Source organism: Paraburkholderia sp. MM5384-R2, from assembly GCF_014201025.1.
GTDB classification, from domain to species: domain Bacteria; phylum Pseudomonadota; class Gammaproteobacteria; order Burkholderiales; family Burkholderiaceae; genus Paraburkholderia; species Paraburkholderia tuberum.
Genome location: NZ_JACHDI010000023.1, coordinates 96,273 through 118,899 on the forward strand (window position 1 = coordinate 96,273; position 22,627 = coordinate 118,899).

Here is a 22,627-nt window from a genome sequence, read left to right on the forward strand (position 1 = left end):
GACGGCCGCGTGACCAACGTGGAAGGCTCGGTCACGAACCTGACGCAGCAGCTGGACGGCGGCAGCGTCGGCCTGGTGCAGCAGGACGCGACCAGCAAGGCCATCACGGTGGCCAGGGACCTGGACGGCACGACGGTGGACTTCGGTGGCACCGATGGCGCGCGCTCGCTGAGCGGCGTTGCCGACGGTGCGATTGCAGCGGGCAGCAAGGAAGCCGTCAACGGCAGCCAGCTGTATGCGAACTCGGCGAGCGTGGCCGCTGGTCTGGGTGGCGGCTCGACCGTGAACGCGGACGGCACGATCAGCGCACCGAGCTACAGCGTGGGCGGTACGACCGTGCATAGCGTAGGCGATGCCGTCACCAACCTGGATGACCGGGTCACGCAGAACACCACGGACATCACGAAGCTGCAGAACCAGGTGGGCGATGTCGGCACGCAACTGTCGGGCGCGGTGCAGTACGACCGTAACGGTGACGGTTCGGTGAACTTCGGTTCCGTGACGCTGGGTGGAGGCCAGAGCGCAGGTCCGGTGATCCTGACCAATGTGGCGAACGGCACGAGCCAGTATGACGCGGTAAACTACGGCCAGCTGTCGGCGTTGCAGGACCAGGTGACGGATCTCAACGGCCAGGTGAAGGATCTCGGTTCCCAGGTGTCGAACATCCAGCCGGTCACCCCGGATGTTTCGTCGTCGGACCGCAACAGTGAAGCAGTGGCTAACGCGGCGATGCCGGGTACCGGTGCGGGCAGCACGGTGGTTGGGGCAAACGCCAGCGCCGCAGCAGAGAACGCGGTGGCAGTGGGCACCAATGCGGCGGCGACCGGCGTCAACTCGACGGCGATCGGCACGGGCTCGCAGGCTGGCAATGCGAACTCGGTGGCGTTGGGTCAGGGCTCGGTGACGGATCGCGATAACTCGGTATCGGTGGGTTCAGCGGGTCACGAACGCCAGATCACCAACGTCGCAGCGGGTACGGCGGACACGGATGCAGTCAATGTCGGTCAGATGAACAGCTCGGTCGCACAAGGCGTTCAGCAGGCCAACAACTACACCGATCAGCGTATCAACGCGACCAACCAGGCGGTCAACAATCTCGCCAGGAACGCCTACTCGGGAATCGCCGCCGCTACCGCGCTGACGATGATTCCAGAAGTCGATCAAGGCAAGAAACTGTCGTTCGGTATCGCGGCAGCGACTTACAACGGTTATCAGGCGATCGCACTGGGCGGTACGGCTCGTATCAAGGACAACATCAAGGTGAAAGCGGGTGTTGGGATGTCCGCGGGTGGCACGACTGCCGGGATTGGTGCCTCGTATCAGTGGTAAGCGGTCGGCGGGAAAGGGTGCGTGTGCCCTCTCCCGCTTTTTCACGATTGATCAACAGCGCGCCACAGCAGGTAAGGCTCGCCGCGCAACGTCACAAATACTTCGTCAAGGTGCCATGTCGTGCCGGGCTTGCGACGCGCCGCTTTCACACGGTGGGCGAAACGGGCACCGAATTTATCGCACCAGCGTCGGACTGTTTCGTAGCTGACGATAACCCCCGCTCGAATAGCAGCTCTTCGATATCACGCAGGCTGAGCTGAAACCTGAAATACCAGCGGACCGCGGAACTGATGACCGCCGCTGGAAAGCGATGACCGTGGTAAAGCGATTTTTCATTCTTCATCACGCGATCTTACTCGGACATCTCAGCAACGTGACAGTGCCCATCAGCGTGCCGACCTGTGCGAACAACAAAAGACTCGATCGTTCAATGCATCACCTATGACGCAGGCGAAGGCGCTGACGATGCGCCTCTAATGTTCGCTTTCACAACGGCTTTCTGACATGGAGTCGTTGGCGACTGGTAATACTCGGCGCGTCTTTAGCGAACACGCGGAAAGTTTTGCGGCTTTTCATGCACGAAACAGGGACACCCGTCTTCATGGACGGAACGCGAGCCTCGAAAATAAATCATCGAACGCGCGCTGCGATTTTTTTCGCATTTTTTCCCCGTACGATGTTTTCGTGCTTTTCCGCCGCTTTGCGAATAGAGGTTTATGAAAAACAGAATTGCCGGATTCGATGGATTGCGCGCTATCGCTGTGCTGATGGTGTTTCTGCAGCATCGACTCTTCGGCGACATCGGCGAAATCGGGCATCTCGGCGTGTGGATCTTCTTTGCGCTGAGCGGCTTTCTGATCATCGGCATCCTGTCGTCGCGGCGCGCGCGCATCGAAGAGGGCGACAGCTGTTTCCGCACCGAACTCGGGCGCTTTCTGTTTCGTCGCACGGTGCGCATCTTTCCGATCTATTACCTGATGCTCGTCGTGATGTGCGTGCTGATGGCATTTGGCCTCGCGAATCCGGAACTGGCGAGCGGCATGCCGTTTCACTTCGCGTATCTGTCCAACTTCTGGATCGGCTCGGTGCTGCGTTACTGGCCGGGCCGCTATTCGCACTTGTGGAGCCTCGCGATCGAGGAGCAGTTCTATCTCGTCGTTGCGCCGTTTTTGCTGCTGCTCGCGACGCGGCGACATCGAGCGGCATGTTGGGCGATCGTGGCGCTCGGCCTTGCCGCGCTGTTCGCGATGCGCGCCGCGCATTGGGATGAGATCACGATCTATACGCACCCGTTGAGCAATGTCTGGTTGCTCGCGTTGGGCGGCATCGGTGGTCTGGTGATCGAGGACGATCGCGGCCGCATGCGTGCCTGGCTCGGCCATGGCCTGACGCTGTTCGCGCTGAGTCTGGTCGTGATCGGTTTGTGCGCGGCCGAGCCGAGGTGGAACATGCTCGACGATCCCTTGCTGTTTACCGCGATCAGCGCAACGTACGGGATCGGTATCGCGGCGCTGGTGGCTTCGATCGCGTGTTGCCGCAATGCTGCCGTGATGGGTCTGCTACAGACGCGTTGGCTCGCCGGTCTTGGGCGTATCAGTTACGGTTTCTATCTGTATCACAACCTGATCCCCGATCTGACGCGTAACCGTCACGCCGAGGCGTTGTTTGGCGGCAGCGTGCCGATGTGGGCACATATGCTTGGCATCGTCGCGTCGTTTGCGATTTCGCTTGGCATTGCGATGCTGTCGTGGCGGTTGATCGAGGCGCCGATTTTGCGAGTGAAGACGCGCGGCGAATCGGTATTGAAAGCGGCGGAGAACGTCGCTTCCGACGTAGCCTGAAAGATCGAACCAGGTCGATGCGCGCGGCGCTTTCCCGCGATGCCGACCGACCCGGGATCGTCGGACTTCGCGTAGCGCATCATCAGGCCCGTCAAGCCGCCGCAGGCTCCTGCACGATCTTCAGCGTGCTCTTGTGCTCGGCGATGAACCGATAAACGGTGTCCCCGGGTACGGTCTCGTGCTCGAGCAACTGGTCCGAAATGTCGCGCAGTACCGGCTCGTACGCGTGCAGTAGCCCGTAGCAAAGTTCGTTGAGCTCCTTGAGCAGCACGTTCGCATGCTCGATTGCGCTCTTCATTTGCAGGCCCGCATACTGCGACGGCAGCGCCGCGAGACTGAACAGATCTCCGTCGCTGTTGAAGCCGAACTTCGACACCATGTCGAGGCTGATACGCGAGGCCTCCTGCAAGTCCGACGCGGCGCCGCTCGATGCTTCGGAGAACATCAGAATCTCCGCGTTGCGTCCGCCGAGCAGCACCTGGATCTCGTTGCGGATTTCCGTTTCGCGGTACAGGTGCTTGTCCTGCGCCTTCGTGATCAGCGCGACGCCAAGCGCGCCGCCACGCGGCAGGATGGTCACTTCCTCGAGCACGCCGGTGCCAAGCAGCGCGGCGACCAGACCGTGCCCCGCCTCATGCACCGCGATCCGCTTGCGCTCGTCCTCGGTGAGCGCGCGCTCGGCGCCGCTCACGTCACCGATGCGCGCGATCTTGATCGCTTCCATGAAGTGCTTCGCGGCGATTTCGTTATCGCCCGCCTTGCGCGCGATCAGCCCCGCCTGATTCACGACCATCGCGACGGTGGCCGGCGACAGTCCAGTCGTCAAGCGCGCGAGCTGGTCGTAGTCGATATCCGCCGCTTTCGACTTCAGCCGCTGCGCGTAGAAACGGAAAATCTTGGCGCGGTCTTCGCGATCCGGCAGACGCACCTGCACCGTGCGATCGAAACGGCCGGGGCGGCGCAATGCTTCGTCGAGATTGTCGGGATGGTTGGTCGCGGCCACGACGATCACGCCCTCGTTCGACTCGAAGCCGTCCATCTCCGCGAGCAGCTGGTTGATGATCCGGTTGCTTTCGGCTTCGACCGGACCACCGCCGGTGTCGGTTCGTTTCGCGAGACCGTCCGCTTCGTCGATGAAGATGACTGTCGGCGCGTTCTTGCGCGCGAGTTCGAACAGGTGCCGCACCTTCTGGATACCGACACCGTAGTACTTCGCGCTGAAATAGCTGCCCGTGATCGAAATGAAGTTCGCACCGCATTCGCCGGCCAGCGCCTGAGCGAGCCGAGTCTTGCCGACGCCGGGCGCGCCGACCATCAGGATGCCGCACGGCGCGCGCACGCCCAGCGACGAGAACTGCTTCGGATCGGACAGGTAACCGCGAATGTCGGCGAGCGCGGCCTTCGCTTCGTTCGCGCCGATCACGTCGTCGAAACGCAGCGTCGGTGTTTCGCTGAGCAGCTTCGCGCCGCCCTTCATCTCGCGTCGCATGAACCACGCCATGCCGCCGATCAGCACGAGCGGCAGCAGCACGCTCAGCGCGTCGCGGAACTGTTCGAACAGTTGCGTCCAGCGTGCGCCGTCGCTGTGGATGTCGACGTCGGGCAGCCACACGAGCTGATACGCGGCGGCGTCGGAGCGCTCGCCCAGCAGCAGCGCGTGCGAGAAGGTTGCGTTGTGATCGGTGACGAAGTACTTCGAGCCGTCACGCAGCGACACCAGAATCGCGTTGGGACTCACGCCGATCGCCGCGACGTTGGTGTCGTGAATGTCGCGCAGCATCGTCGACGCATCCTTCTCCGCATGCGTCCACGCGGATGCATCGTGACGCATCTGGCTCGCAATGCCGCTCAGCGCCGGCGCCTGCGGCTCGGCGCGATGCTGGATATACCAGGCGCCCCAACCGACCAACACCGCGATCAGCACCGCCACAGCCGCCACCGCAATTTTGCGTGCGCGCTTTTTCCCAAGCGAATTATTTCCCGGCTTCATGAGTCATTTCCAAAATGCGGACTTGAACAAGCCCTTACTTAATCAAGCTGTCTGTCAAACTTACCTGTCGAAATCGGAAGGCGGAGTCTGCGGAAAATCGGCTCGGGCGAAGCGCCACACGGCGAGGCTCAAAGGACAATTCAGAAGGACGACGATCTTTGCGTCCCGGTGAGCCGTGTTTAGCCGAAGGTAGTATGCCGGCGGTACGCCTCTGTCAAAGTCGCGGAAAAGGCCTATTTGCACCGTTTATCCGGCCATCGACACGCCGGAAGGGGACGCGGGAAGCGCGCGTAGGGCGTCGCCGCCTTGGCTCCGCGCACAGTTTATCAGCGTAAAAAGCAGCGCGTGTTTTTAATGTCTATATCTAACCGCACCCCAATTAAAATCAGTCACAATTACTGACAAAGCGTAATTAACGGACCTAAATGATCTGAAAATAGGCCACGATTAAGTCAGGATTTTGGAATCAGCTGGCAGGATGAGCGACGGCTCTCTACGGACCCGTTCGCGTCATCGACACTTTCTCTCAGGTTCTGCTTTTTGGGCGCCGGCGCCGAGCGGCATCGACGGTTCTTTCCTACGCTGCACTCAGGAGGTTCGACTATGCAGCGGGCTGAAACCCCTTCCTTCGCGGCGTCGCTCGACGCGGGTCTGAGCGGCGCGACGCGCGTGTATTTCATCGTCGGCGATCCGATTGCGCAGGTGCGCTCGCCGTCCGGCGTGACCGCCGCGTTGCGTTCGGCCGGCCGCGATGCGCTGGTGGTGCCCGCGCACGTCGCGCCAGCCGATCTGCCGGCTTTTTTCGCGGGCATCGCGCCGATGCGCAACGTCGACGGCGTGATCATCACGGTGCCGCACAAATTCAGCGCGGCGAGCTATTGCGCGACGCTCGCCGAAGAAGCCGCGTTCCTTGGCGCGGTCAACACGCTGCGCCGCAACGCCGATGGCGGCTGGCATGGCGGCATGTTCGACGGCACCGGCTTCGTTGCGGCGCTCGTCGCGGCGGGCTGCGAACTACGGGGCAAGCGCGCGCTGCTGGTCGGCGCGGGCGGCGCGGGCTCGGCGATCGGCCATGCGCTGATTCAGCGCGGCGTCGGCTCGCTCGACGTGCGCGACAACGACGTCGAACGCACCGGTTCGCTGACCGCACGGCTCAATGCGCTCGGCCGAGGCAAGGCGCGCGGTGCGGCGGCCGACCTCGACCCGAGTCCGTATGACGTGCTCGTCAACGCGTCGCCGCTCGGCATGCGCGCGGGCGATTCGTTGCCGATCGACGTCGCGCGCTTGCCGGCCACGACTTTTGTCGGCGATGTCGTAACGAAACCGCCACTTACGCCGCTGATCGAAGCGGCATGCGCGCGCGGTTGCCCGACCGTGACGGGCACGCAGATGTTCGAACGCGTGTGTGATCGGATGGTGGAGTTCTTTCTGGAGACGCCGACGTCTGCGTAACGGCGCGAAGGAACCAGGCGCGCGCTGCTACACTGGCGCGAAATTGCCGTGGCGCAGATCCCGCACGGCATGCACGAGGCGTGGTGCAACCCTGCGCCGCGTTCACATCGCCCTCCGCGCGCCAACCCATGCTTCGATTCGACAACCTCAGCAAGCGCTATAGCGACCGCGTCCTGTTCGAAGGACTGCACTTCGACGCGACGTCCGGCTGCGTCGCGTTGAACGATGAATCCGGCAGCGGCAAATCGACGTTGCTCGCCATCCTTGCCGGCGCGCTCGAACCCGACACCGGCGACGTATGGCTCGGCGGTCATCCGCTGCGCGCCGCGCCGCATGCCGCGCAAGCGCTGCTCACGTATGTGCCGGAAGACAGCATGAGCTGGCCCGATCAGACCGGCCGCGATTATCTGCGGCAGGTTGCGGCGGCGCGGCACACCGCGCTGACCGACGACGTGCTCGCGCTCGCCGGACGCTTCGGCCTCGCGCCACATCTGGACAAACGTTTCGAGCAGATGTCGTATGGCAGCCGCAAAAAGGTGTTTCTGACGGCGGCCGCGCTCGGCGAAACCCGCGTGCTGATCGCCGACGAACCGGCCGGCGGACTCGACGCGTCAGCGCGCGCGGTGCTCGCCGAGCTGTTCAGAACGCTCGGCACGACGCGCACGCTGTTTTTCACGAGTTACGACGAAGGGTTCACGCAGGCCTGCGAGGCGACGGGTGTCTGTTTCGCGGACCTCGCGAGGGGCATCTGAGCTAGGGCCTGTTCACGCTAATAACGGGCTTGCGCTGGCCGCCAGAAGGGCCGAGCGCAAGGATTGCGACGCAACGAATACTCGACGTATTCGCAAGGAGCATGACGCGGCGATCGGCCCTTCTGGCGGCCAGCCCCTTGAAGGTTTTTTTAATACAGGGGAACGTGCCTTTGCGCCCGTATTGCGGCGTCGGTCGTCGCTTGTTTGGCTCGGCCAAACGGCGCTCCTCTCTCCTTGCACTACGCGCGCAAAGGCACGTTCGCAAGCACGTTATTAGCGTGAACAGGCCCTAGCGATCCCGCGGGTCATGCGGGCCGGGCGCGAGCGTTGAATCCTCAGATCGCCACACAAATCTTGCCGAAGTGCGCACCCGATGCCTCGTGCCGGAACGCGTCGGCGAGCTTGTCCAACGCGAACGTGCTGTCGATCACCGGCTTGATGCCCGTGGTCTCCAGCGCGCGCACCATGTCGATCTGATCCTGCCGGCTGCCGACGATCAGCCCTTGCAGACGCTGTTGCCGCGCCATCAGATGCGCGGTCGGCACCGGACCCGCGCGGCCGGTCAGCACGCCGATCAGCGCGATGTGCCCGCCGATGCGGCATGCGGTGATCGACTGCGGCAGCGTGCCGGGACCACCCACCTCGACCACGTGATCGACGCCGCGCCCGTTGGTGATGTGACGCACTTCTTTGCCCCACTCGGGATTGTCGCGATAGTTGATCGTATGGTCCGCACCCAGTTCGCGCAGCTTCGCGAGCTTCGCATTCGACGACGACGTCGCGATCACCGACGCCCCCATCGCCCTCGCCATCTGCAAGCCGAAGATCGACACGCCGCCGGTGCCGAGCACGAGCACGCTGCTGCCTGCCTTCAACTGACCATCGACGACCAGCGCGCGCCACGCGGTCAGCCCCGCCGTGGTCAGCGTCGCCGCTTCGGCGTGGCTGTAGCCGGCCGGCGCATGCGTGAAGTAGTGGCTCGGCAGCACGACGATTTCGCGCGCGTAGCCGTCGACGCCGTCGCCGGGGGTGGTCGCAAAATCGCCGATCGCGGGCGAACCGTTTTCCCAGTGTGGGAAGAAGCAGGACACGACGTGATCGCCGGCCTTGAATTCGCGCACGCCTGCGCCGACCGCTTCGACGACGCCCGCGCCATCGGCCATCGGGATGCGGCCCGCTTCGGCCGGCAGATTGCCGCAGACGACGCCGTAGTCGTGGTAGTTCAACGAACTAGCACGAATGCGCACGCGAATCTGCCCGGCCTCGGGCTGACCGGGATCGGCGAGATCGACGACCTGCAGGCTATCGACTGTGGCGGGCGAACCGATTCTGACGGCTTTCATGTTTTCGATCCTTGGTGAGTGGTGCGCTGCCGTGAGCAGCTCGATGAACAGGCATGCAGGCGCCGCGCGAGCACCGCGCTATTTGACGGTCTGGATGACTTCGAAGCCTTCGAATTCCGGGTGGCCGAGATACAGCACGCGGCTTTCGTTACCGGCACTGCGATGCGCGGCACGAAACGCGTCGGACTTCGTCCATGTCTCGAACGATCCATAGTCGCGCCAGATCGTATGGCTCGAATAGAGCACGTGATCGTCCTTGCGCGGTCCCTTCAGCAAATGAAATTCCACAAAGCCCGGCACCTCTTTCAGATGGGTGTCGCGGGTGGTCCACAGATGTTCGAAAGCGTCCTCGGAGCCGGGCGCCACCTTGAAGCGGTTCATCGCGATGTACATGCTGTCAGCCTCGTTGAGTGAGTGATGCTGCCAATGATGCTGGCTTGGTCATCCAGTCGCGTTTCATTATAGGCGTACGTTGCTTTGCCTCCGCTTGACCTTACCACGGCAGGAAGCTCCACGATGTCCGACGTGACCGTTAGAATCGCGCGGATCACGTCGCCACTCTCTTCAACAACGGAAAACCAATATGAAATACCTTCGCGCGTTGCGCGCTCTGTGTGTGTTCGGCGGTTTGGCATTCGCGGCGGCGGCTCTGCCCGCTCACGCGCAACATCAGGGCATGCCCGGCATGGACATGCCGGATTCGGCGCATACCGACGCGGGCGCATCGACGCAAGCCTTCAAGGCCGCCGACGAGCGCATGATGCATGAGATGAGCGCCCCCGAATACACCGGCGACGCCGACCGGGATTTCGTCGCGCACATGATCCCGCATCACCAGGGCGCGATCGGGATGGCGCAGGCGGAGTTGAAATACGGCAAGGACCCGGAGATCAAGCGGCTCGCGCGCAACATCATCAAGGCGCAGCATGACGAGATCGCGTTCATGCAGCGCTGGCAGAAAAAGCACGGCGGCAAGTAACGCAGCGCGAGCATCACCAGCGTGGCTGCTTGCGCAACAGCGGCGTCATCGCGATCAGACCGATGATCGGCCCAGGCAGCAGCAGCCATGCGACGCGCACGTCGAGCGCGTGAAATACGCTGGTCGACCACAGGATCGAGCAGGCGGACAGGAAAAAGCCGAAACTGTTCTGCAGCGTCAGCGCGCCGCCGATCTTGTCGGCGGGACAGGCCTTCACGGACAGCGCCGAAAACTGCGGCGAATCGGCGATCACGCTGACGCCCCACACGAGTAGTAACCCGAGCTGCGCGGCGGTGCCGAGCCCCGTGGTCAGCGGATAAATCGCGCACAGCGTGCCCGATATCATCAGCGCGAGAGCGGCGGTACGCGCGCTGCCGACCACCTGGCTGAGTCTGCCGCCGAACAGGCAGCCGAGCGCACCGATCGCGATGATCAGGAACGACCACAACGCGACGGTGCCCGGCGTCGCCGGCGCCCCGCTCGCGAACGCGCGCTGCACGAGCAGCGGCGTCAGCGTCCAGAACGCGTACAACTCCCACATGTGACCGAAATAGCCGAGCGCGGCCGAGCGAAACTCGCTGATGCGCACGACCTGCCCGACGCCCGCCGACAAACCGAAGCGTCGGCTGCCCGAGCGCCGCGCGTGCGGCCCTTCGCCGAGCACGAACACCAGCAACGCGCCGATCACCGCGAGTCCCGACGAAGTCAGCACCACGGTTTGCCACGGCACGCTCGAGAGCAACGCACGAATCGCATGCACCGACGCCGTGCCGAGCGTCAGCATCGCAACGAGCAACGCGAGCGTCTGCGCGGCGCGGCGCGGGTCCCACGTAACGAGCAGCTTCATGCCGAGCGGATAGATGCCGGCAAGCGCGACGCCCACGCCGAAGCGAAACACGAGCGCCGACGCGAGCCCGCTGCTGCACAGCGCGAACAGCGCATTCAAGGTCGCGCCGAGCACGCCGCAGACGGCGAACACCTTGCTCGCCGACACGCGATCGGCGAGTCCGGTGGTCGCCGACAGCAAGGTCCCGACGATAAAGCCAGCCTGCACCGCATTCGTCAGCCAGCCGATTCCGGACGCGCTCAGATGCCAGGCGATCTGCAGATCGCGCATCGCGCCGTTCGCGCTGAACCACAACGACGTACCGAGCAATTGCGCAAGCGCGATCACGAGCACCGCGCGTCTCGCGCGCGCGATGTCGTGCGCCGCGTCGCCGGACTTCGTTGCGTCGGCGTCCAGCCTGTTCTGCATCGTGGCTCCTCTGCGTCGGGACTGAGTCGGCCGCTGGGGAGTGGTTATGGGAGCGCGGCCGAAGCGGCCATTGTAGACGACGCGAAGGTTTGCATCGGCCGCGTTGCGCAATGCGTCGTCCGGTTCGACCGCGAGCACCGTATGCCCCATCGCCGCGAGCGCGGCGGCCTGCTCTACATAGCCTTCCGTGCCGCTGACGTTGGCCGACATCGGCGCCGCCTCAGCCCTGCTGCGGCACCCTGACCCACCCCTCCATCAACACGCGCGCGCTGCGGCTCATGATCGCCTTCGTGACGACCCACTCGCCGTCCTTCTGACTCGCCTGCGCGCCGACGCGCAACGTGCCCGACGGATGCCCGAAGCGCACCGACTCACGCTCGCCGCCGCCCGCCGCCTGATTGACGAGCGTGCCCGCGATCGCCGCCGCGGTGCCGATCGCGACCGCCGCCGTGCCCATCATCGCGTGATGCAGCTTGCCCATCGACATGGCGCGCACCAACAGGTCGACGTCGCCCGCGCGCACCGGCTTGCCGCTCGACGCCACGTAATCGACCGGCTTCGCGACGAACGCGACCTTCGGCGTGTGCTGCCGCGTCGCGATCTCATCGAGATGTTTGATCAGCCCCATGCGCAGCGCGCCATGCGCGCGAATCGTCTCGAACATCGCGAGCGCCTTCGCGTCGCTGTTGATCGCGTCCTGCAACTCGGTGCCCTTGTAGCCGATCGCCTCGGCGTCGACGAAGATCGTCGGGATGCCCGCGTTGATCATCGTCACCTTCAACGTGCCGACGCCCGGCACTTCCAGGTCGTCGACGAGGTTGCCGGTCGGGAACATCGCGCCGCCCGCGCCTTCTTCGTCGGCGGCCGGGTCCATGAATTCGAGCGGCACCTCGGCGGCCGGGAAGGTCACGCCGTCGAGTTCGAAGTCGCCGGTTTCCTGCACGGCGCCATCGCTCATCGGCACATGCGCGATGATCGTCTTGCCGATATTGGCCTGCCAGATGCGCACGATCGCGACGCCGTCACGCGGCACGCGGCTCGCCTCGACGAGGCCCGCGCTGATCGCGAACGGTCCCACCGCGGCCGACAGGTTGCCGCAATTGCCGCTCCAGTCGACGAACGCCTTGTCGATCGACACTTGACCGAACAGGTAATCGACGTCGTGATCGGGCCGGCTGCTGCGCGAAACGATCACGGTCTTGCTGGTGCTCGACGTCGCGCCGCCCATGCCGTCGATCTGCTTGCCGTACGGATCGGGACTGCCGATCACGCGCATCAGCAGCGCGTCGCGCGCGGCGCCCGGTCGCTGCGCAGTCTCGGGCAGATCCTGCAGACGGAAAAACACGCCCTTGCTGGTGCCGCCGCGCAAATAGGTGGCCGGAATCTTGATCTGGGGAAGGTGGGCCATGAAAGTGTCCTGAGGTGACATGTTCTTTGATGAAGGGCGATGCGGCTCGTCAAGCCGCATCGCCCTGGTCTGTCGTGACGTTCACTGCAAAACGCGCGTCAAGCCGCCGCTCTGGTCGACTCGAGAAAGTCCTGCGCGAAACGCTGCAGCACGCCACCGGCTTCGTAGATCGACACCTCTTCGGCCGTATCGAGCCGGCACGTCACCGGCACTTCGACGCGCTCGCCGTTGCGGCGATGAATCACCAGCGTCAGATCGGCGCGCGGCTTGCGCTCGCCGATCACATCGAACGTCTCCGTGCCGTCGATGCCAAGCGTCAGGCGATTCACGCCCGGCTTGAATTCGAGCGGCAACACGCCCATGCCGACGAGGTTCGTGCGGTGAATCCGCTCGAAGCCTTCCGCGACGATCGCTTCGGTGCCAGCCAGCCGCACGCCCTTCGCGGCCCAGTCGCGCGACGACCCCTGGCCATAGTCGGCGCCCGCGATGACGATCAGCGGCTGCTTACGCTCCATATACGTTTCGATCGCTTCCCACATGCGCGTGACCTTGCCTTCGGGCTCAATACGCGCGAGCGAACCGGCCTTCACCTGGCCGTTCTCGACCACCATTTCGTTCATCAGCGTCGGGTTCGCGAAGGTCGCGCGCTGCGCGGTCAGGTGATCGCCGCGGTGCGTCGCGTACGAATTGAAGTCCTCTTCGGGCAGGCCCATTTTCGTCAGGTATTCGCCGGCCGCGCTGTCGGGCAGAATCGCGTTCGACGGCGACAGGTGGTCCGTCGTGATGTTGTCGCCGAGCACGGCCAACGCGCGCATACCTTTCAGCGTGCGCTCGCCGGCGAGCGCGCCTTCCCAGTACGGCGGGCGGCGAATATAGGTGCTTTCTTCGCGCCAGTCGTACAGCGGGTCGGCCTTCGCGCCGGTGTCGGCGGAGACCGCGAACATCGGTTCATACACTTTGCGGAATTGCTCCGGCTTCACGCTCGCGGCGACGATCGCATCGATCTCCGCATCCAACGGCCACAGATCTTTCAGCGTGACCGCATGACCGTCCGCATCGACGCCGAGCACGTCCTTCTCGATGTCGAAGCGGATCGTGCCCGCGATCGCATAGGCGACGACCAGCGGCGGCGACGCGAGAAAAGCCTGCTTCGCGTAGGGGTGGATCCGGCCGTCGAAGTTGCGGTTGCCCGACAGCACGGCGGTCGCATACAGATCGCGCTCGATCACCTCCTTCTGGATCACCGGGTCCAATGCGCCGGACATGCCGTTGCACGACGTGCACGCATACGCGACCACGCCGAAGCCGAGCTGTTCGAGTTCAGGCAAGAGCCCCGCCTCTTCCAGATACAGCGTGACCGCCTTCGAGCCCGGTGCGAGCGAGCTCTTGACCCACGGCTTGCGAACGAGTCCGCGCCGATTCGCGTTGCGCGCGACCAGGCCCGCCGCGATCATGTTGCGCGGATTGTTCGTGTTGGTGCAGCTCGTGATCGCGGCGATGATCACCGCGCCGTCCGGCATCAGACCGGGCTCGTTCTCGACCTTGCCGCTGATGCCGCGCGCGGCCAGCTCCGACACCGGCAAGCGGCGATGCGGATTCGACGGCCCCGCGAGCGTGCGCACCACGCTCGACAGATCGAACTCGAGCACGCGCTCGTATTCGGCGTGCTTCAGCGTATCGGCCCACAAGCCGGTTTGCTTCGCATACGTTTCCACGAGTTCGACGAGTTCGTCGTCGCGGCCGGTCAGCTTCAGATAGCGGATCGTCTGCTCGTCGATGTAGAACATTGCGGCGGTCGCGCCGAACTCGGGCGCCATGTTCGCGATCGTCGCGCGATCGCCCAGCGTCAAATTCGCCGCGCCCTCGCCGTAAAACTCGAGGTACGCGCCGACCACCTTCTCTTTGCGCAAGAACTCGGTCAACGACAGAACCACGTCGGTCGCGGTAATGCCCTCGCCCGGCTTGCCGCCCAGCTCCACGCCGACGATATCGGGCAGCCGCATGTACGACGCGCGGCCGAGCATCACGCTCTCGGCTTCGAGGCCGCCGACGCCGATCGCGATCACGCCGAGCGCATCGACCATCGGCGTATGCGAGTCGGTGCCGACCAGCGTGTCGGGAAACGCGACACCGTCCTTCACCTGCACGACCGGGCTCATGCGTTCGAGGTTGATCTGATGCAGGATGCCGTTGCCCGGCGGAATCACGTCGACGTTGCGGAACGCGCGCTTGGTCCAGTTGATGAAATCGAAGCGGTCTTCGTTGCGGCGATCTTCGATCGCGCGATTCTTCGCGAACGCATCCGGATCGAAACCGCCGCACTCAACGGCCAGCGAGTGATCGACGACCAGTTGCGTCGGCACCACCGGATTCACGAGCGCCGGATCGCCGCCTTGCGCGGCGATCGCATCGCGCAGACCCGCCAGATCGACGAGAGCGGTCTGGCCGAGAATGTCGTGGCACACGACGCGCGCCGGGAACCACGGAAAATCGAGCTCGCGCTTGCGTTCGATGATCTGTTTCAGCGAAGCGGTCAGCGTCACCGGGTCGCAGCGGCGCACCAGGTTTTCGGCGAGCACGCGTGACGTGTACGGCAGCTTGTCGTAGGCGCCGGGCTCGATCTTGTCGACCGCGGCACGCGTATCGAAGAAGTCGAGCTCGGTGCCCGGAAGGCGTTTGCGGTTGGCAGTATTCATGACGTAGGGACAGGACGGTTATCGGCCGCCGGACGGTATGCCGGCGGCGTCGGGCGGCGCTTCGCTCGCGCGCCGGCCGGACAGTGCGGGTAGTTTAGCTCGCGGCCTCAGGTCAAACGCGCTTCGCCAGCGGCACGAACGGCAGATCGTCCGGACCGGTGTAATTCGCGCTCGGGCGGATGATCTTGTTGTCGACGCGCTGCTCGATGATGTGCGCGCTCCATCCTGCCGTACGCGAGATCACGAACAGCGGCGTGAACATCGCGGTCGGCACGCCCATCATGTGATACGACACCGCGCTGAACCAGTCGAGGTTCGGGAACATCTTCTTCGCGTCCCACATCACCGATTCGAGCCGTTCGGCGATCGAGAACAGTTTCGTGTTGCCCGCTTCCTTCGACAGCTTCTTCGCGACTTCCTTGATGATCTTGTTGCGCGGGTCCGAGATCGTGTAGACCGGATGGCCAAAGCCGATCACGACTTCCTTGTTCTCGACGCGGCGGCGGATGTCGGCTTCGGCTTCGTCAGGCGTCTGGTAGCGCGACTGGATTTCGAACGCGGCTTCATTGGCGCCGCCGTGTTTCGGGCCGCGCAGCGCGCCGATCGCGCCGGTGACCGCCGAGTACATGTCCGAGCCCGTGCCCGCGATCACGCGGCCGGTGAACGTCGACGCGTTGAACTCGTGCTCCGCATACAGGTTCAGCGACACGTGCATCGCATCGACCCACGCCTTCGACGGCTCGACGCCATGCAGCAGATGCAGGAAATGACCGCCGATCGAATCGTCGTCGGTTTCGACCTCGATGCGCTTGCCGTTGTGCGAGTAGTGATACCAGTACAGCAGCATCGAGCCGAGCGAGGCCATCAGCTTGTCGGCGATATCGCGCGCGCCGGGCAGGTTGTGATCGTCTTTCTCGGGCAGCACGGTGCCGAGCACCGACACGCCGGTGCGCATCACGTCCATCGGATGCGCGGCGGCCGGAATCCATTCGAGTGCGGCTTTTACGTTGGCCGGCAGGCCGCGCATCGACTTCAGCTTCGTCTTGTACGCGGTCAGTTCGGCCTGGGTCGGTAGCTTGCCGTGGACCAGCAGATAAGCGATCTCCTCGAATTCGCACGCCTCGGCGATGTCGAGAATGTCATAGCCGCGATAGTGCAGATCGTTGCCGGTCTTGCCGACCGTGCACAGCGCGGTGTTGCCCGCAGTCACGCCCGACAGCGCGACGGATTTTTTCGGTTTGAAAGCGCCTGCGTTCGGCGTGCTGTTGTCTGCTTCGCTCATCGATTGTCTCCAGAAAGGGTTGGAATTTGGCCATTGCTTCGACTGGGCTGCCTTGTACGCAAGGAACGGGCCAGCCCGCTCACGGCCAGCTAAGTGCCTGATTTGGCGGCAGTCCGGCGAAGCAATGACGCGACCCCGTCCGACGCTCGATTTCATTAATGAAACTCCGGATTTCAAATCGGCAATGAATGCTCGCATAATGGAGGTCCCGAACCATCCCGTTGCGAGCCGTCCGCCTTGAGCACGCCTCTTTATGAACCGCCGCAGCGTCCGCGCGTCTGGGCGCTCAGCATTAGCCGCCTGCGCGATCTGTTCTTCGACATCGCCGGCGAATACGTGGAACGCGCGGATGTTCGCATCGTGTCGCACGCCTTCGAAGACGCGGTGCGCGAAATCGAGGCCGCGGGCGCCGCGCGGCCCGACGTCGTGCTCGCGGGCGGCTCGAACGGCGCGTATCTGAAGACGCGCGTGTCGGTGCCGGTGGTGCGGATCAGTCCGACCGGCTACGACGTCATGCATGCGCTCGCCCGCGCGCGTCGGGAAGGCGCGCGCGTCGCGCTCGTCACGCACGGCGACACGCCCGACGAAGTGCGCCGTTTCACCGCCGCGTACGCGCTCGATGTCACGTTCGCGTCGTATCAGTCGGCGCAGGACGCGGAGAGCGTCGTGCTCGATCTCAGCGATCGTGGCATCGACGTCGTGGTCGGCCCAGGCATGGTCACCGACCTCGCCGCGAATGCCGGCATGGGCGCGGTGTTTCTGTACTCGCGCGCGTCGGTGCGGGCCGGTTTCGACACCGCGCTCGAAGTCGCGCAGGCGACGCGCCGCGAAACCGTGCGACGCCAGCGGCTCGACACGCTGCTGCAGCACCTGCGCGACGGCGTGGTCGCGCTCGATGCGCAAGGCCGCGTCGAACTGATGAACCAGCGGCTCGCGAGCGTGCTCGGTGTCGATGCGGCAAAGGCCGTCGGCCGCGCGCTGCTCGAACTCGCGCCCGACCTCGCGGGCAGTCTGCCGGACGCGGAGGGCGACAGCTTCTGCACGGTGCGCGGTGCCAGCTATGTCGTGCATCGCGGGCCGCTCGCAAGCAGCGGCGCGGCGCCGGGCACCGTACTGACGTTTCAGGAATCGCGCGCGGTCGAACGGCTCGATCGGACGCTGCGCGCGCGTCAACGCGTGCAGCAGTTCACCGCGCGCTACCGGCTCGACGATATCGTCGGCGCGTCGGAATCGATCGAACGGGTGCGCGCGCTCGTCGTGCGTTATGCGAGGTCGGACGCGACCGTGCTGATTCTCGGCGAAAGCGGCACCGGCAAGGAAATGGTCGCGCAGAGCATGCATCAACTAAGCGCGCGACGCGACTTCGCGTTCGTCGCGATCAATTGCGGCGCGTTTCCGGAGGCGCTGCTCGAAAGCGAACTGTTCGGCTACGAGGAAGGCGCGTTCACCGGCGCGCGCAAGGGCGGCAAGGCGGGGCTAATCGAGGTCGCGCATCGCGGCACGCTGTTTCTCGACGAGATCGGCGAGATGCCGTTGCCGTTGCAGAGCCGCCTGTTGCGCGTGTTGCAGGAGCGCGAGGTGGTGCGGCTCGGATCGACGGAGCCGATGCGCGTCGATATCCGCATCGTCGCGGCGACGCATCGCGCGCTGACCGACGCCGTCGCAGAGGGCAGTTTCCGTGCCGATCTGTACTACCGGCTCAACATCCTCAGCATCGCGCTACCGCCGCTGCGCGAGCGGCCGAACGACCTGCTGCCGCTCGCCGCCGAACTGTTGCGCCAGGCGGCCGCGCGCGAGCCGAGGCTGGCGGCGCGCGTGCCCGACGCGCAGACTGCCGCTCGCATGCTGGAGGGTTTGGGCGCGGCGCTGCGGCGCTATGCGTGGCCGGGCAATGTGCGCGAGCTGCAGAACGTGATCGAGCGGATCGCGGTCGAACTCGCCGATGGCGATGCGGACACCGATGCGAGTGCGGCGCTCGTCACGCGCGACATGCTGCGCGCGATCGCGCCGGAAGTCGTCGAGCCCATCGCGCGCGCGAAGCCGGCGGCGCTGACGCTGCGCGAGCGCAGCCGTCATGTCGAGGCCGATGAAATCCGCGCGGTGCTCGCGGTTCACGACGGTGATCGCGATGCGGCTTGCGCCGCGTTGGGCATCAGCAAGACGACGCTGTGGCGCAAGTTGAATGCGGGGCGGTAGAGATGGTTACGGTTTCACTGCCCGCACGATCACGCCGTCCCAACCGAATACGACGCGATGCGCATCCATGCGGAATAGGGCCGCGCAATTGTCGCTGTCCAGCAGTAGGGTCTTCGGCGGCAAGCCCGTATCTTCGAGGTTGATACCGTAATAGTCCTTGAGCTTCGGCGCGGTATTGACGGTGCGGACGTTGAAACCGCCGTGCGGACGACAGCGCTCGCCTGCGAATTCGATCTGCCCAGTCGATATGCTCAAGACCTCGCCAAGCAGCTTTTTTGCCTCCGGTATGCCTCCGGAAACATCGCTGTATCCAACCACATCGGTAACGGTCCATTTTCCATTGAATGATGAGGGGGTGGCCGTCGGCTCGGCCGCGAAGCAGGTGGTCGCAGTCAAGCAAATGATCAGCGCTAGATATAGTGGTTTGAGTGTCACGGCCGCTGCATCCTGAAAGGCGCCGATTCACGCACTCGCCGATTCGCGAGTCCCCGGCTCCTGCGCGGCGGCCCAATCGGGCGCCCTCGCCGATCGCGCGGGGTCACCATTACATTGAGTGACACATGCTGCGCGACGCCCGCCATATCGCCCCGATTTGCAGGGTCCAACGTCTCTCGCGTATTCCGATTCGTCGAGTTATATGCAAAAGAGACCGCCGCGTCGAACTGCGCCTGTGTCAGTGGGTGCTCGGTGACCGTTGCCCTAACGAGCCGCTCGGCGTCGTGAACGCGGGCCGTTAAGATAGCGTTCACCTGTTCGGGCAAGACCGCGCGCTGCAACTCCCCAGGCGTGCAGGGCCCGAGGTGCGCCAGCGTTCCTACGCCCCATGTGCAGTTTCCGTTGACGGGCGCGTCGTTGTAGTAGTGCATGACCACGCCCTCGTTGATCCTCAGTGCGGCGTAACCTTCTGCGCTCATCTTCATTGCGTCGTTTGCGCGCGGGGTATCTGCTGCCATCTTATCTCCTCGAAAATAAATGCCCCTGTGAGAGCTATGGACAACTTGCTCGCCGCCCGAAAGGCACGCAAATTTACCACTGCTTGCCTTACTTGAAGCGCGATGCACTTCATTTTGGGCCGTCGCCCATCGTGGCTTCATCGCCCGCCACAACCATTGCGCATGCATCATCCGAGAACGCTCATACCTTTGCCCCAGTGCTACCTTGCCGCGCCGAGTCGAAAGTGCATCGCATCGACCAACCGCACGAACCAATACACCACGAATAAAATAGCCACCACCACATCCCCAACCCAATTCTTCAAAGGAGAAGCCCAGCATGTCGAACAAATACCGGATTGCCGTCATCCCGGGCGACGGCATCGGCGTCGAGGTAATGCCCGAAGCGCTGCGCGTACTCGAGGTCGCGACGCAACGCTTCGGCATCGAGCTCGAATATCGGCACATCGAATGGGCAAGCTGCGACTACTACGCGAAGCACGGCAAGATGATGCCGGACGACTGGAAAGCGCAACTGCAATCGGCCGATGCGATCCTGTTCGGCGCGGTCGGCTGGCCCGACACCGTGCCCGACCACATCTCGCTGTGGGGGTCGCTGCTGAAGTTTCGCCGCGAGTTCGACCAGTACGTGAATCTGCGGCCCGCACGGCTTTTTGCGGGCGTGCCCTCGCCGCTCGCGGGACGCAAGGCCGGCGACATCGACTTCTGGATCGTGCGTGAGAACACCGAGGGCGAGTATTCGTCAGTGGGCGGCGTGATGTTCGAAGGCACCGAGCGCGAGTTCGTGCTGCAGGAGTCGGTGTTTACGCGGCATGGCAGCGAGCGCGTGCTGAAGTTCGCGTTCGATCTCGCGCAGCGCCGCGCGCGCAAGAAAATCACCGTCGCAACGAAGAGCAACGGCATCGCGATCAGCATGCCGTGGTGGGACAAATGCGCGGCCGGCATCGCCGCGCAGTATCCGGACGTCACGTGGGACAAGCAGCACATCGACATCCTGTGCGCGCGTTTCGTCCTGAACCCGGACCGTTTCGACGTGGTCGTGGCGACCAATCTGTTCGGCGACATCCTGTCCGATCTCGGCCCCGCGTGCACGGGCACGATCGGCCTCGCGCCGTCGGGCAACCTGAATCCGGACCGCAAGTTTCCGTCGCTGTTCGAGCCGGTGCACGGCTCGGCACCCGATATCGCCGGCAAGCACATCGCGAATCCGATCGCGATGACCTGGTCGGCCGCGATGATGCTCGACTTCCTCGGTCATTCGAGCGGCAAGGAGCGCGAAGCGCACGACGCGATCCTGAAGGCGATCGAGGCGACGCTGATCGAGGGTCCGCACACCGGCGACCTCGGCGGCAAGGCAAGCACGAGCGAAGTCGGCGAGGCGATCGCGGCAAAACTCGCCTGATATGAACGATGCGCCAGGCCCATCAAAGCGCGCTGCGAATGCCCGGCCGCCGATCGTTCGACATGAAGTGATGACGGCGCAACGCCGGATGCGCCGTCATCGACAGTTGCGCCGCTCGTAGAGCGACCATTCGCCCTCGTGCGTCACCAGGGCAACATCGCATTCGCTATTGGCGAAGAAATCTCTCGGCAACGGCCCCTCCTTGCGAACGAAGAAATAGCGGTACAGACGGCCATTGTCCTTATTCCATTCGAAACCCGCCGGATCGTGTTCGAGCGTCAGCGGGGCCATAGGCATCATGCCCGGCCTGAAGCGCGCGATCTGCGGCACGTAAGTCGCGAAGTTCGGATCGACGAAACCGTGTTTCTCCGCCTGATACCACAGCGACTGGTGCTCGTACGCGGCCGGGCTCCTGTACGCGGGACTCGCGCGATCGAATATCAGACTTAGCGCGCGTTGATCCGGTTCGGTCCGCGACAGCAGCGCGTCCAGCGGCGCGTTCTCGACGGCGAAACGATGCAGACGAACCGTCTGGTCCGCAAAGAAGATCCAGCATCCGGCGATGATCAACGCTTGTACGGCGACGCCGGGCAGGGCGCCCCCGGCCAAACCGGACGACGCACGGCAAGCGCCGCTCCGCTCAATGATGAAACTAGGACGCTGCTTGGTTTCGGCGTACGTCTTCGAGATGTAGCCGCCGATCACGCCGAGGAAGAGCAACTGGATACCGCCGAGAAAGTACATCGGAATCACCGTCGATGCCCAGCCGGGCACGGTGAGGTTGGTGAAGATGCGCACATACGCGGCCCATGCGCCGAAGCCCAGCGAACCGATCGCCAGCAACGCGCCGATGCGCGTACTCCATTGCAGGGGGACGGCGGAGAAAGACGTGATGCCGTCGAACGCGAGAGCGAGCATTTTGCTGAGCGGGTATTTGCTCTCACCCGCAAAGCGCGGAGCGCTCGTATTCGACGATCGCCGTCTTGAGCCCAAGCAGCGGAATGATGCCGCGCAGGAAACGATTGACCTCCTGAAACTGCCGCAACGCTTCCACGGTCTTGCGGCTCATCAGCCGAAAATCCGCGTGGCCTGGCAGGATATCGACGCCGAATGTCCTGAGCAGCCTGTAGTAGTAGTTGCGTAGTTGCGCGCGGTGACGCGCTTGAAGAATGTGTCCGTCGTACGCTTGTGACGCACCCCAAAAACAATTTCCGCACCCGATTGATATTCCGCCCAGCATGCGCGGAACGGCTTCGATATCGTCCTGAAGATCGGCGTCGAGGCTGACGAGCACATCGCCCTGAGCCGTCATCGGGCCGGCCAGCAGCGCATTCTGATGGCCGCGATTGCGCGAGAGTTTGATGCCGCCGCAGCGGGCATTCTTTGCGTGCAGCGCTTCAATGATTGACCAGGTGTGGTCGCGGGAACCGTCATCGATGAAAGTGATGCGGCTTTCCTTACTGAAGTCGCCGGCTTCGATCAATCGCTCCAGAAGTGCGAGAAGCCGCTTACTGGTCTCGGAAAGTACCTCTTCCTCGTTGTAGCACGGTACGACGAGATTCATCGTCGTCATAGGCAAATCCCCATTCTGTAGCTGGCTCGACCCAGAGTCCGGCGTTTAACCTGTTTCGACATTAGAGAATGTGTTAGGCACTTTTGTTAAGGGCCGCAAAGTGGACAGGCATAAGCACGGCCAATACGACGAAGTGCAAACCGGCCAGGGTTTCAGGCAATCGCTCGTAGTCTCTG

At 63.9% G+C, this 22,627-nt stretch carries 18 protein-coding genes and 2 pseudogenes; 7 read left to right on the plus strand and 13 right to left on the minus strand.

Annotated features, from left to right (window positions below):
• Nucleotides 1-1,329, plus strand: a 1,329-nt coding sequence (locus HDG37_RS29460) for a YadA family autotransporter adhesin (protein WP_184053776.1), incomplete at its 5' end; no start/stop codon positions are given.
• A gap of 47 nt (nucleotides 1,330-1,376) precedes the next feature.
• On the opposite strand, the pseudogene HDG37_RS29465 reads toward HDG37_RS29460, so the two are convergent.
• A pseudogene (locus tag HDG37_RS29465) lies at nucleotides 1,377-1,672 on the minus strand (IS6 family transposase); the annotation flags it as partial.
• A 373-nt stretch (nucleotides 1,673-2,045) separates the two neighbouring features.
• On the opposite strand from HDG37_RS29465, the gene HDG37_RS29470 reads away from it, so the two are divergent.
• Nucleotides 2,046-3,170: an acyltransferase gene (locus HDG37_RS29470; protein WP_184053780.1), complete on the plus strand. Its 1,125-nt coding sequence runs from the start codon at nucleotides 2,046-2,048 to the stop codon at nucleotides 3,168-3,170.
• Nucleotides 3,171-3,261: 91 nt separating this feature from the next.
• Here the strand turns inward: HDG37_RS29470 and HDG37_RS29475 are convergent, their stop codons facing one another.
• Nucleotides 3,262-5,160 carry an ATP-dependent metallopeptidase FtsH/Yme1/Tma family protein gene (locus HDG37_RS29475; protein ID WP_184053783.1) on the minus strand — a complete coding sequence of 633 codons (1,899 nt, stop codon included), beginning with the start codon at nucleotides 5,158-5,160 and terminating at the stop codon, nucleotides 3,262-3,264.
• 603 nt (nucleotides 5,161-5,763) lie between these two features.
• Here HDG37_RS29475 and HDG37_RS29480 point away from each other — a divergent pair.
• Nucleotides 5,764-6,612, plus strand: coding sequence for a shikimate dehydrogenase (locus HDG37_RS29480; protein ID WP_184053786.1), 849 nt, complete (start codon nucleotides 5,764-5,766; stop codon nucleotides 6,610-6,612).
• A 128-nt stretch (nucleotides 6,613-6,740) separates the two neighbouring features.
• Nucleotides 6,741-7,364 (plus strand): ATP-binding cassette domain-containing protein, encoded by a 624-nt coding sequence (locus tag HDG37_RS29485; RefSeq protein ID WP_184053789.1) that lies wholly within the window; start codon nucleotides 6,741-6,743, stop codon nucleotides 7,362-7,364.
• Between the two features lie 335 nt (nucleotides 7,365-7,699).
• Here HDG37_RS29485 and HDG37_RS29490 read toward each other — a convergent pair whose 3' ends face one another.
• Both HDG37_RS29490 and HDG37_RS29495 read right to left on the minus strand, forming a co-directional pair.
• Entirely contained in the window at nucleotides 7,700-8,707 is a 1,008-nt protein-coding gene (locus HDG37_RS29490) for an NAD(P)-dependent alcohol dehydrogenase (protein WP_184053792.1), read from the minus strand.
• 78 nt (nucleotides 8,708-8,785) lie between these two features.
• The gene (locus HDG37_RS29495; RefSeq protein WP_184053794.1) at nucleotides 8,786-9,100 is read right to left on the minus strand and encodes an antibiotic biosynthesis monooxygenase; all 315 of its coding nucleotides are present in this window, start codon (nucleotides 9,098-9,100) and stop codon (nucleotides 8,786-8,788) included.
• Nucleotides 9,101-9,290: 190 nt separating this feature from the next.
• Here HDG37_RS29495 and HDG37_RS29500 point away from each other — a divergent pair, with 190 nt between their 5' ends.
• On the plus strand, nucleotides 9,291-9,686 hold the full coding sequence (locus tag HDG37_RS29500; RefSeq protein ID WP_184053797.1) for a DUF305 domain-containing protein: 396 nt from the start codon (nucleotides 9,291-9,293) through the stop codon (nucleotides 9,684-9,686).
• Nucleotides 9,687-9,699: 13 nt separating this feature from the next.
• On the opposite strand, the gene HDG37_RS29505 is transcribed toward HDG37_RS29500, so the two are convergent.
• From HDG37_RS29505 to prpC, 4 genes are all read right to left on the minus strand, one after another.
• Nucleotides 9,700-10,941 (minus strand): MFS transporter, encoded by a 1,242-nt coding sequence (locus tag HDG37_RS29505; RefSeq protein WP_184053822.1) that lies wholly within the window; start codon nucleotides 10,939-10,941, stop codon nucleotides 9,700-9,702.
• Nucleotides 10,942-11,161: 220 nt separating this feature from the next.
• Nucleotides 11,162-12,349: a 2-methylaconitate cis-trans isomerase PrpF gene (gene prpF / locus HDG37_RS29510; RefSeq protein ID WP_184053799.1), complete on the minus strand. Its 1,188-nt coding sequence runs from the start codon at nucleotides 12,347-12,349 to the stop codon at nucleotides 11,162-11,164.
• A gap of 98 nt (nucleotides 12,350-12,447) precedes the next feature.
• A complete protein-coding gene (gene acnD / locus HDG37_RS29515; RefSeq protein WP_184053802.1) occupies nucleotides 12,448-15,045 on the minus strand; it encodes a Fe/S-dependent 2-methylisocitrate dehydratase AcnD in 2,598 nt (865 codons plus the stop codon).
• Nucleotides 15,046-15,157: 112 nt separating this feature from the next.
• The gene (gene prpC, locus HDG37_RS29520) at nucleotides 15,158-16,327 is read right to left on the minus strand and encodes a 2-methylcitrate synthase (RefSeq protein ID WP_090809234.1); all 1,170 of its coding nucleotides are present in this window, start codon (nucleotides 16,325-16,327) and stop codon (nucleotides 15,158-15,160) included.
• A gap of 237 nt (nucleotides 16,328-16,564) precedes the next feature.
• Between prpC and prpR the strand changes: the two genes are divergently transcribed.
• Nucleotides 16,565-18,523, plus strand: a complete 1,959-nt coding sequence (gene prpR / locus HDG37_RS29525) for a propionate catabolism operon regulatory protein PrpR (protein ID WP_184053804.1) — start codon at nucleotides 16,565-16,567, stop codon at nucleotides 18,521-18,523.
• Nucleotides 18,524-18,529: 6 nt separating this feature from the next.
• Here prpR and HDG37_RS29530 read toward each other — a convergent pair whose 3' ends face one another.
• Together HDG37_RS29530 and HDG37_RS40120 are read right to left on the minus strand one after the other, a co-directional pair.
• Nucleotides 18,530-18,958: a hypothetical protein gene (locus HDG37_RS29530; RefSeq protein WP_311541618.1), complete on the minus strand. Its 429-nt coding sequence runs from the start codon at nucleotides 18,956-18,958 to the stop codon at nucleotides 18,530-18,532.
• Nucleotides 18,955-19,824 carry a glycoside hydrolase family protein gene (locus tag HDG37_RS40120; protein WP_311541619.1) on the minus strand — a complete coding sequence of 290 codons (870 nt, stop codon included), beginning with the start codon at nucleotides 19,822-19,824 and terminating at the stop codon, nucleotides 18,955-18,957. The genes HDG37_RS29530 and HDG37_RS40120 overlap by 4 nt, the downstream gene beginning before the upstream one ends.
• Between HDG37_RS40120 and HDG37_RS29540 the strand changes: the two genes are divergently transcribed.
• Nucleotides 19,796-20,878 carry a tartrate dehydrogenase gene (locus HDG37_RS29540; protein WP_184053807.1) on the plus strand — a complete coding sequence of 361 codons (1,083 nt, stop codon included), beginning with the start codon at nucleotides 19,796-19,798 and terminating at the stop codon, nucleotides 20,876-20,878. The two genes, HDG37_RS40120 and HDG37_RS29540, sit on opposite strands and share 29 nt — an antisense overlap.
• 96 nt (nucleotides 20,879-20,974) lie before the next feature.
• Here HDG37_RS29540 and HDG37_RS29545 read toward each other — a convergent pair whose 3' ends face one another.
• The 3 genes and pseudogenes from HDG37_RS29545 to HDG37_RS39630 form a co-directional block, all read right to left on the minus strand.
• Nucleotides 20,975-21,796 carry a hypothetical protein gene (locus tag HDG37_RS29545; RefSeq protein WP_184053810.1) on the minus strand — a complete coding sequence of 274 codons (822 nt, stop codon included), beginning with the start codon at nucleotides 21,794-21,796 and terminating at the stop codon, nucleotides 20,975-20,977.
• Between the two features lie 22 nt (nucleotides 21,797-21,818).
• Nucleotides 21,819-22,451, minus strand: coding sequence for a glycosyltransferase family 2 protein (locus HDG37_RS29550; protein WP_184053813.1), 633 nt, complete (start codon nucleotides 22,449-22,451; stop codon nucleotides 21,819-21,821).
• A gap of 73 nt (nucleotides 22,452-22,524) precedes the next feature.
• Nucleotides 22,525-22,627: pseudogene (locus HDG37_RS39630) on the minus strand (IS5/IS1182 family transposase); the annotation flags it as partial.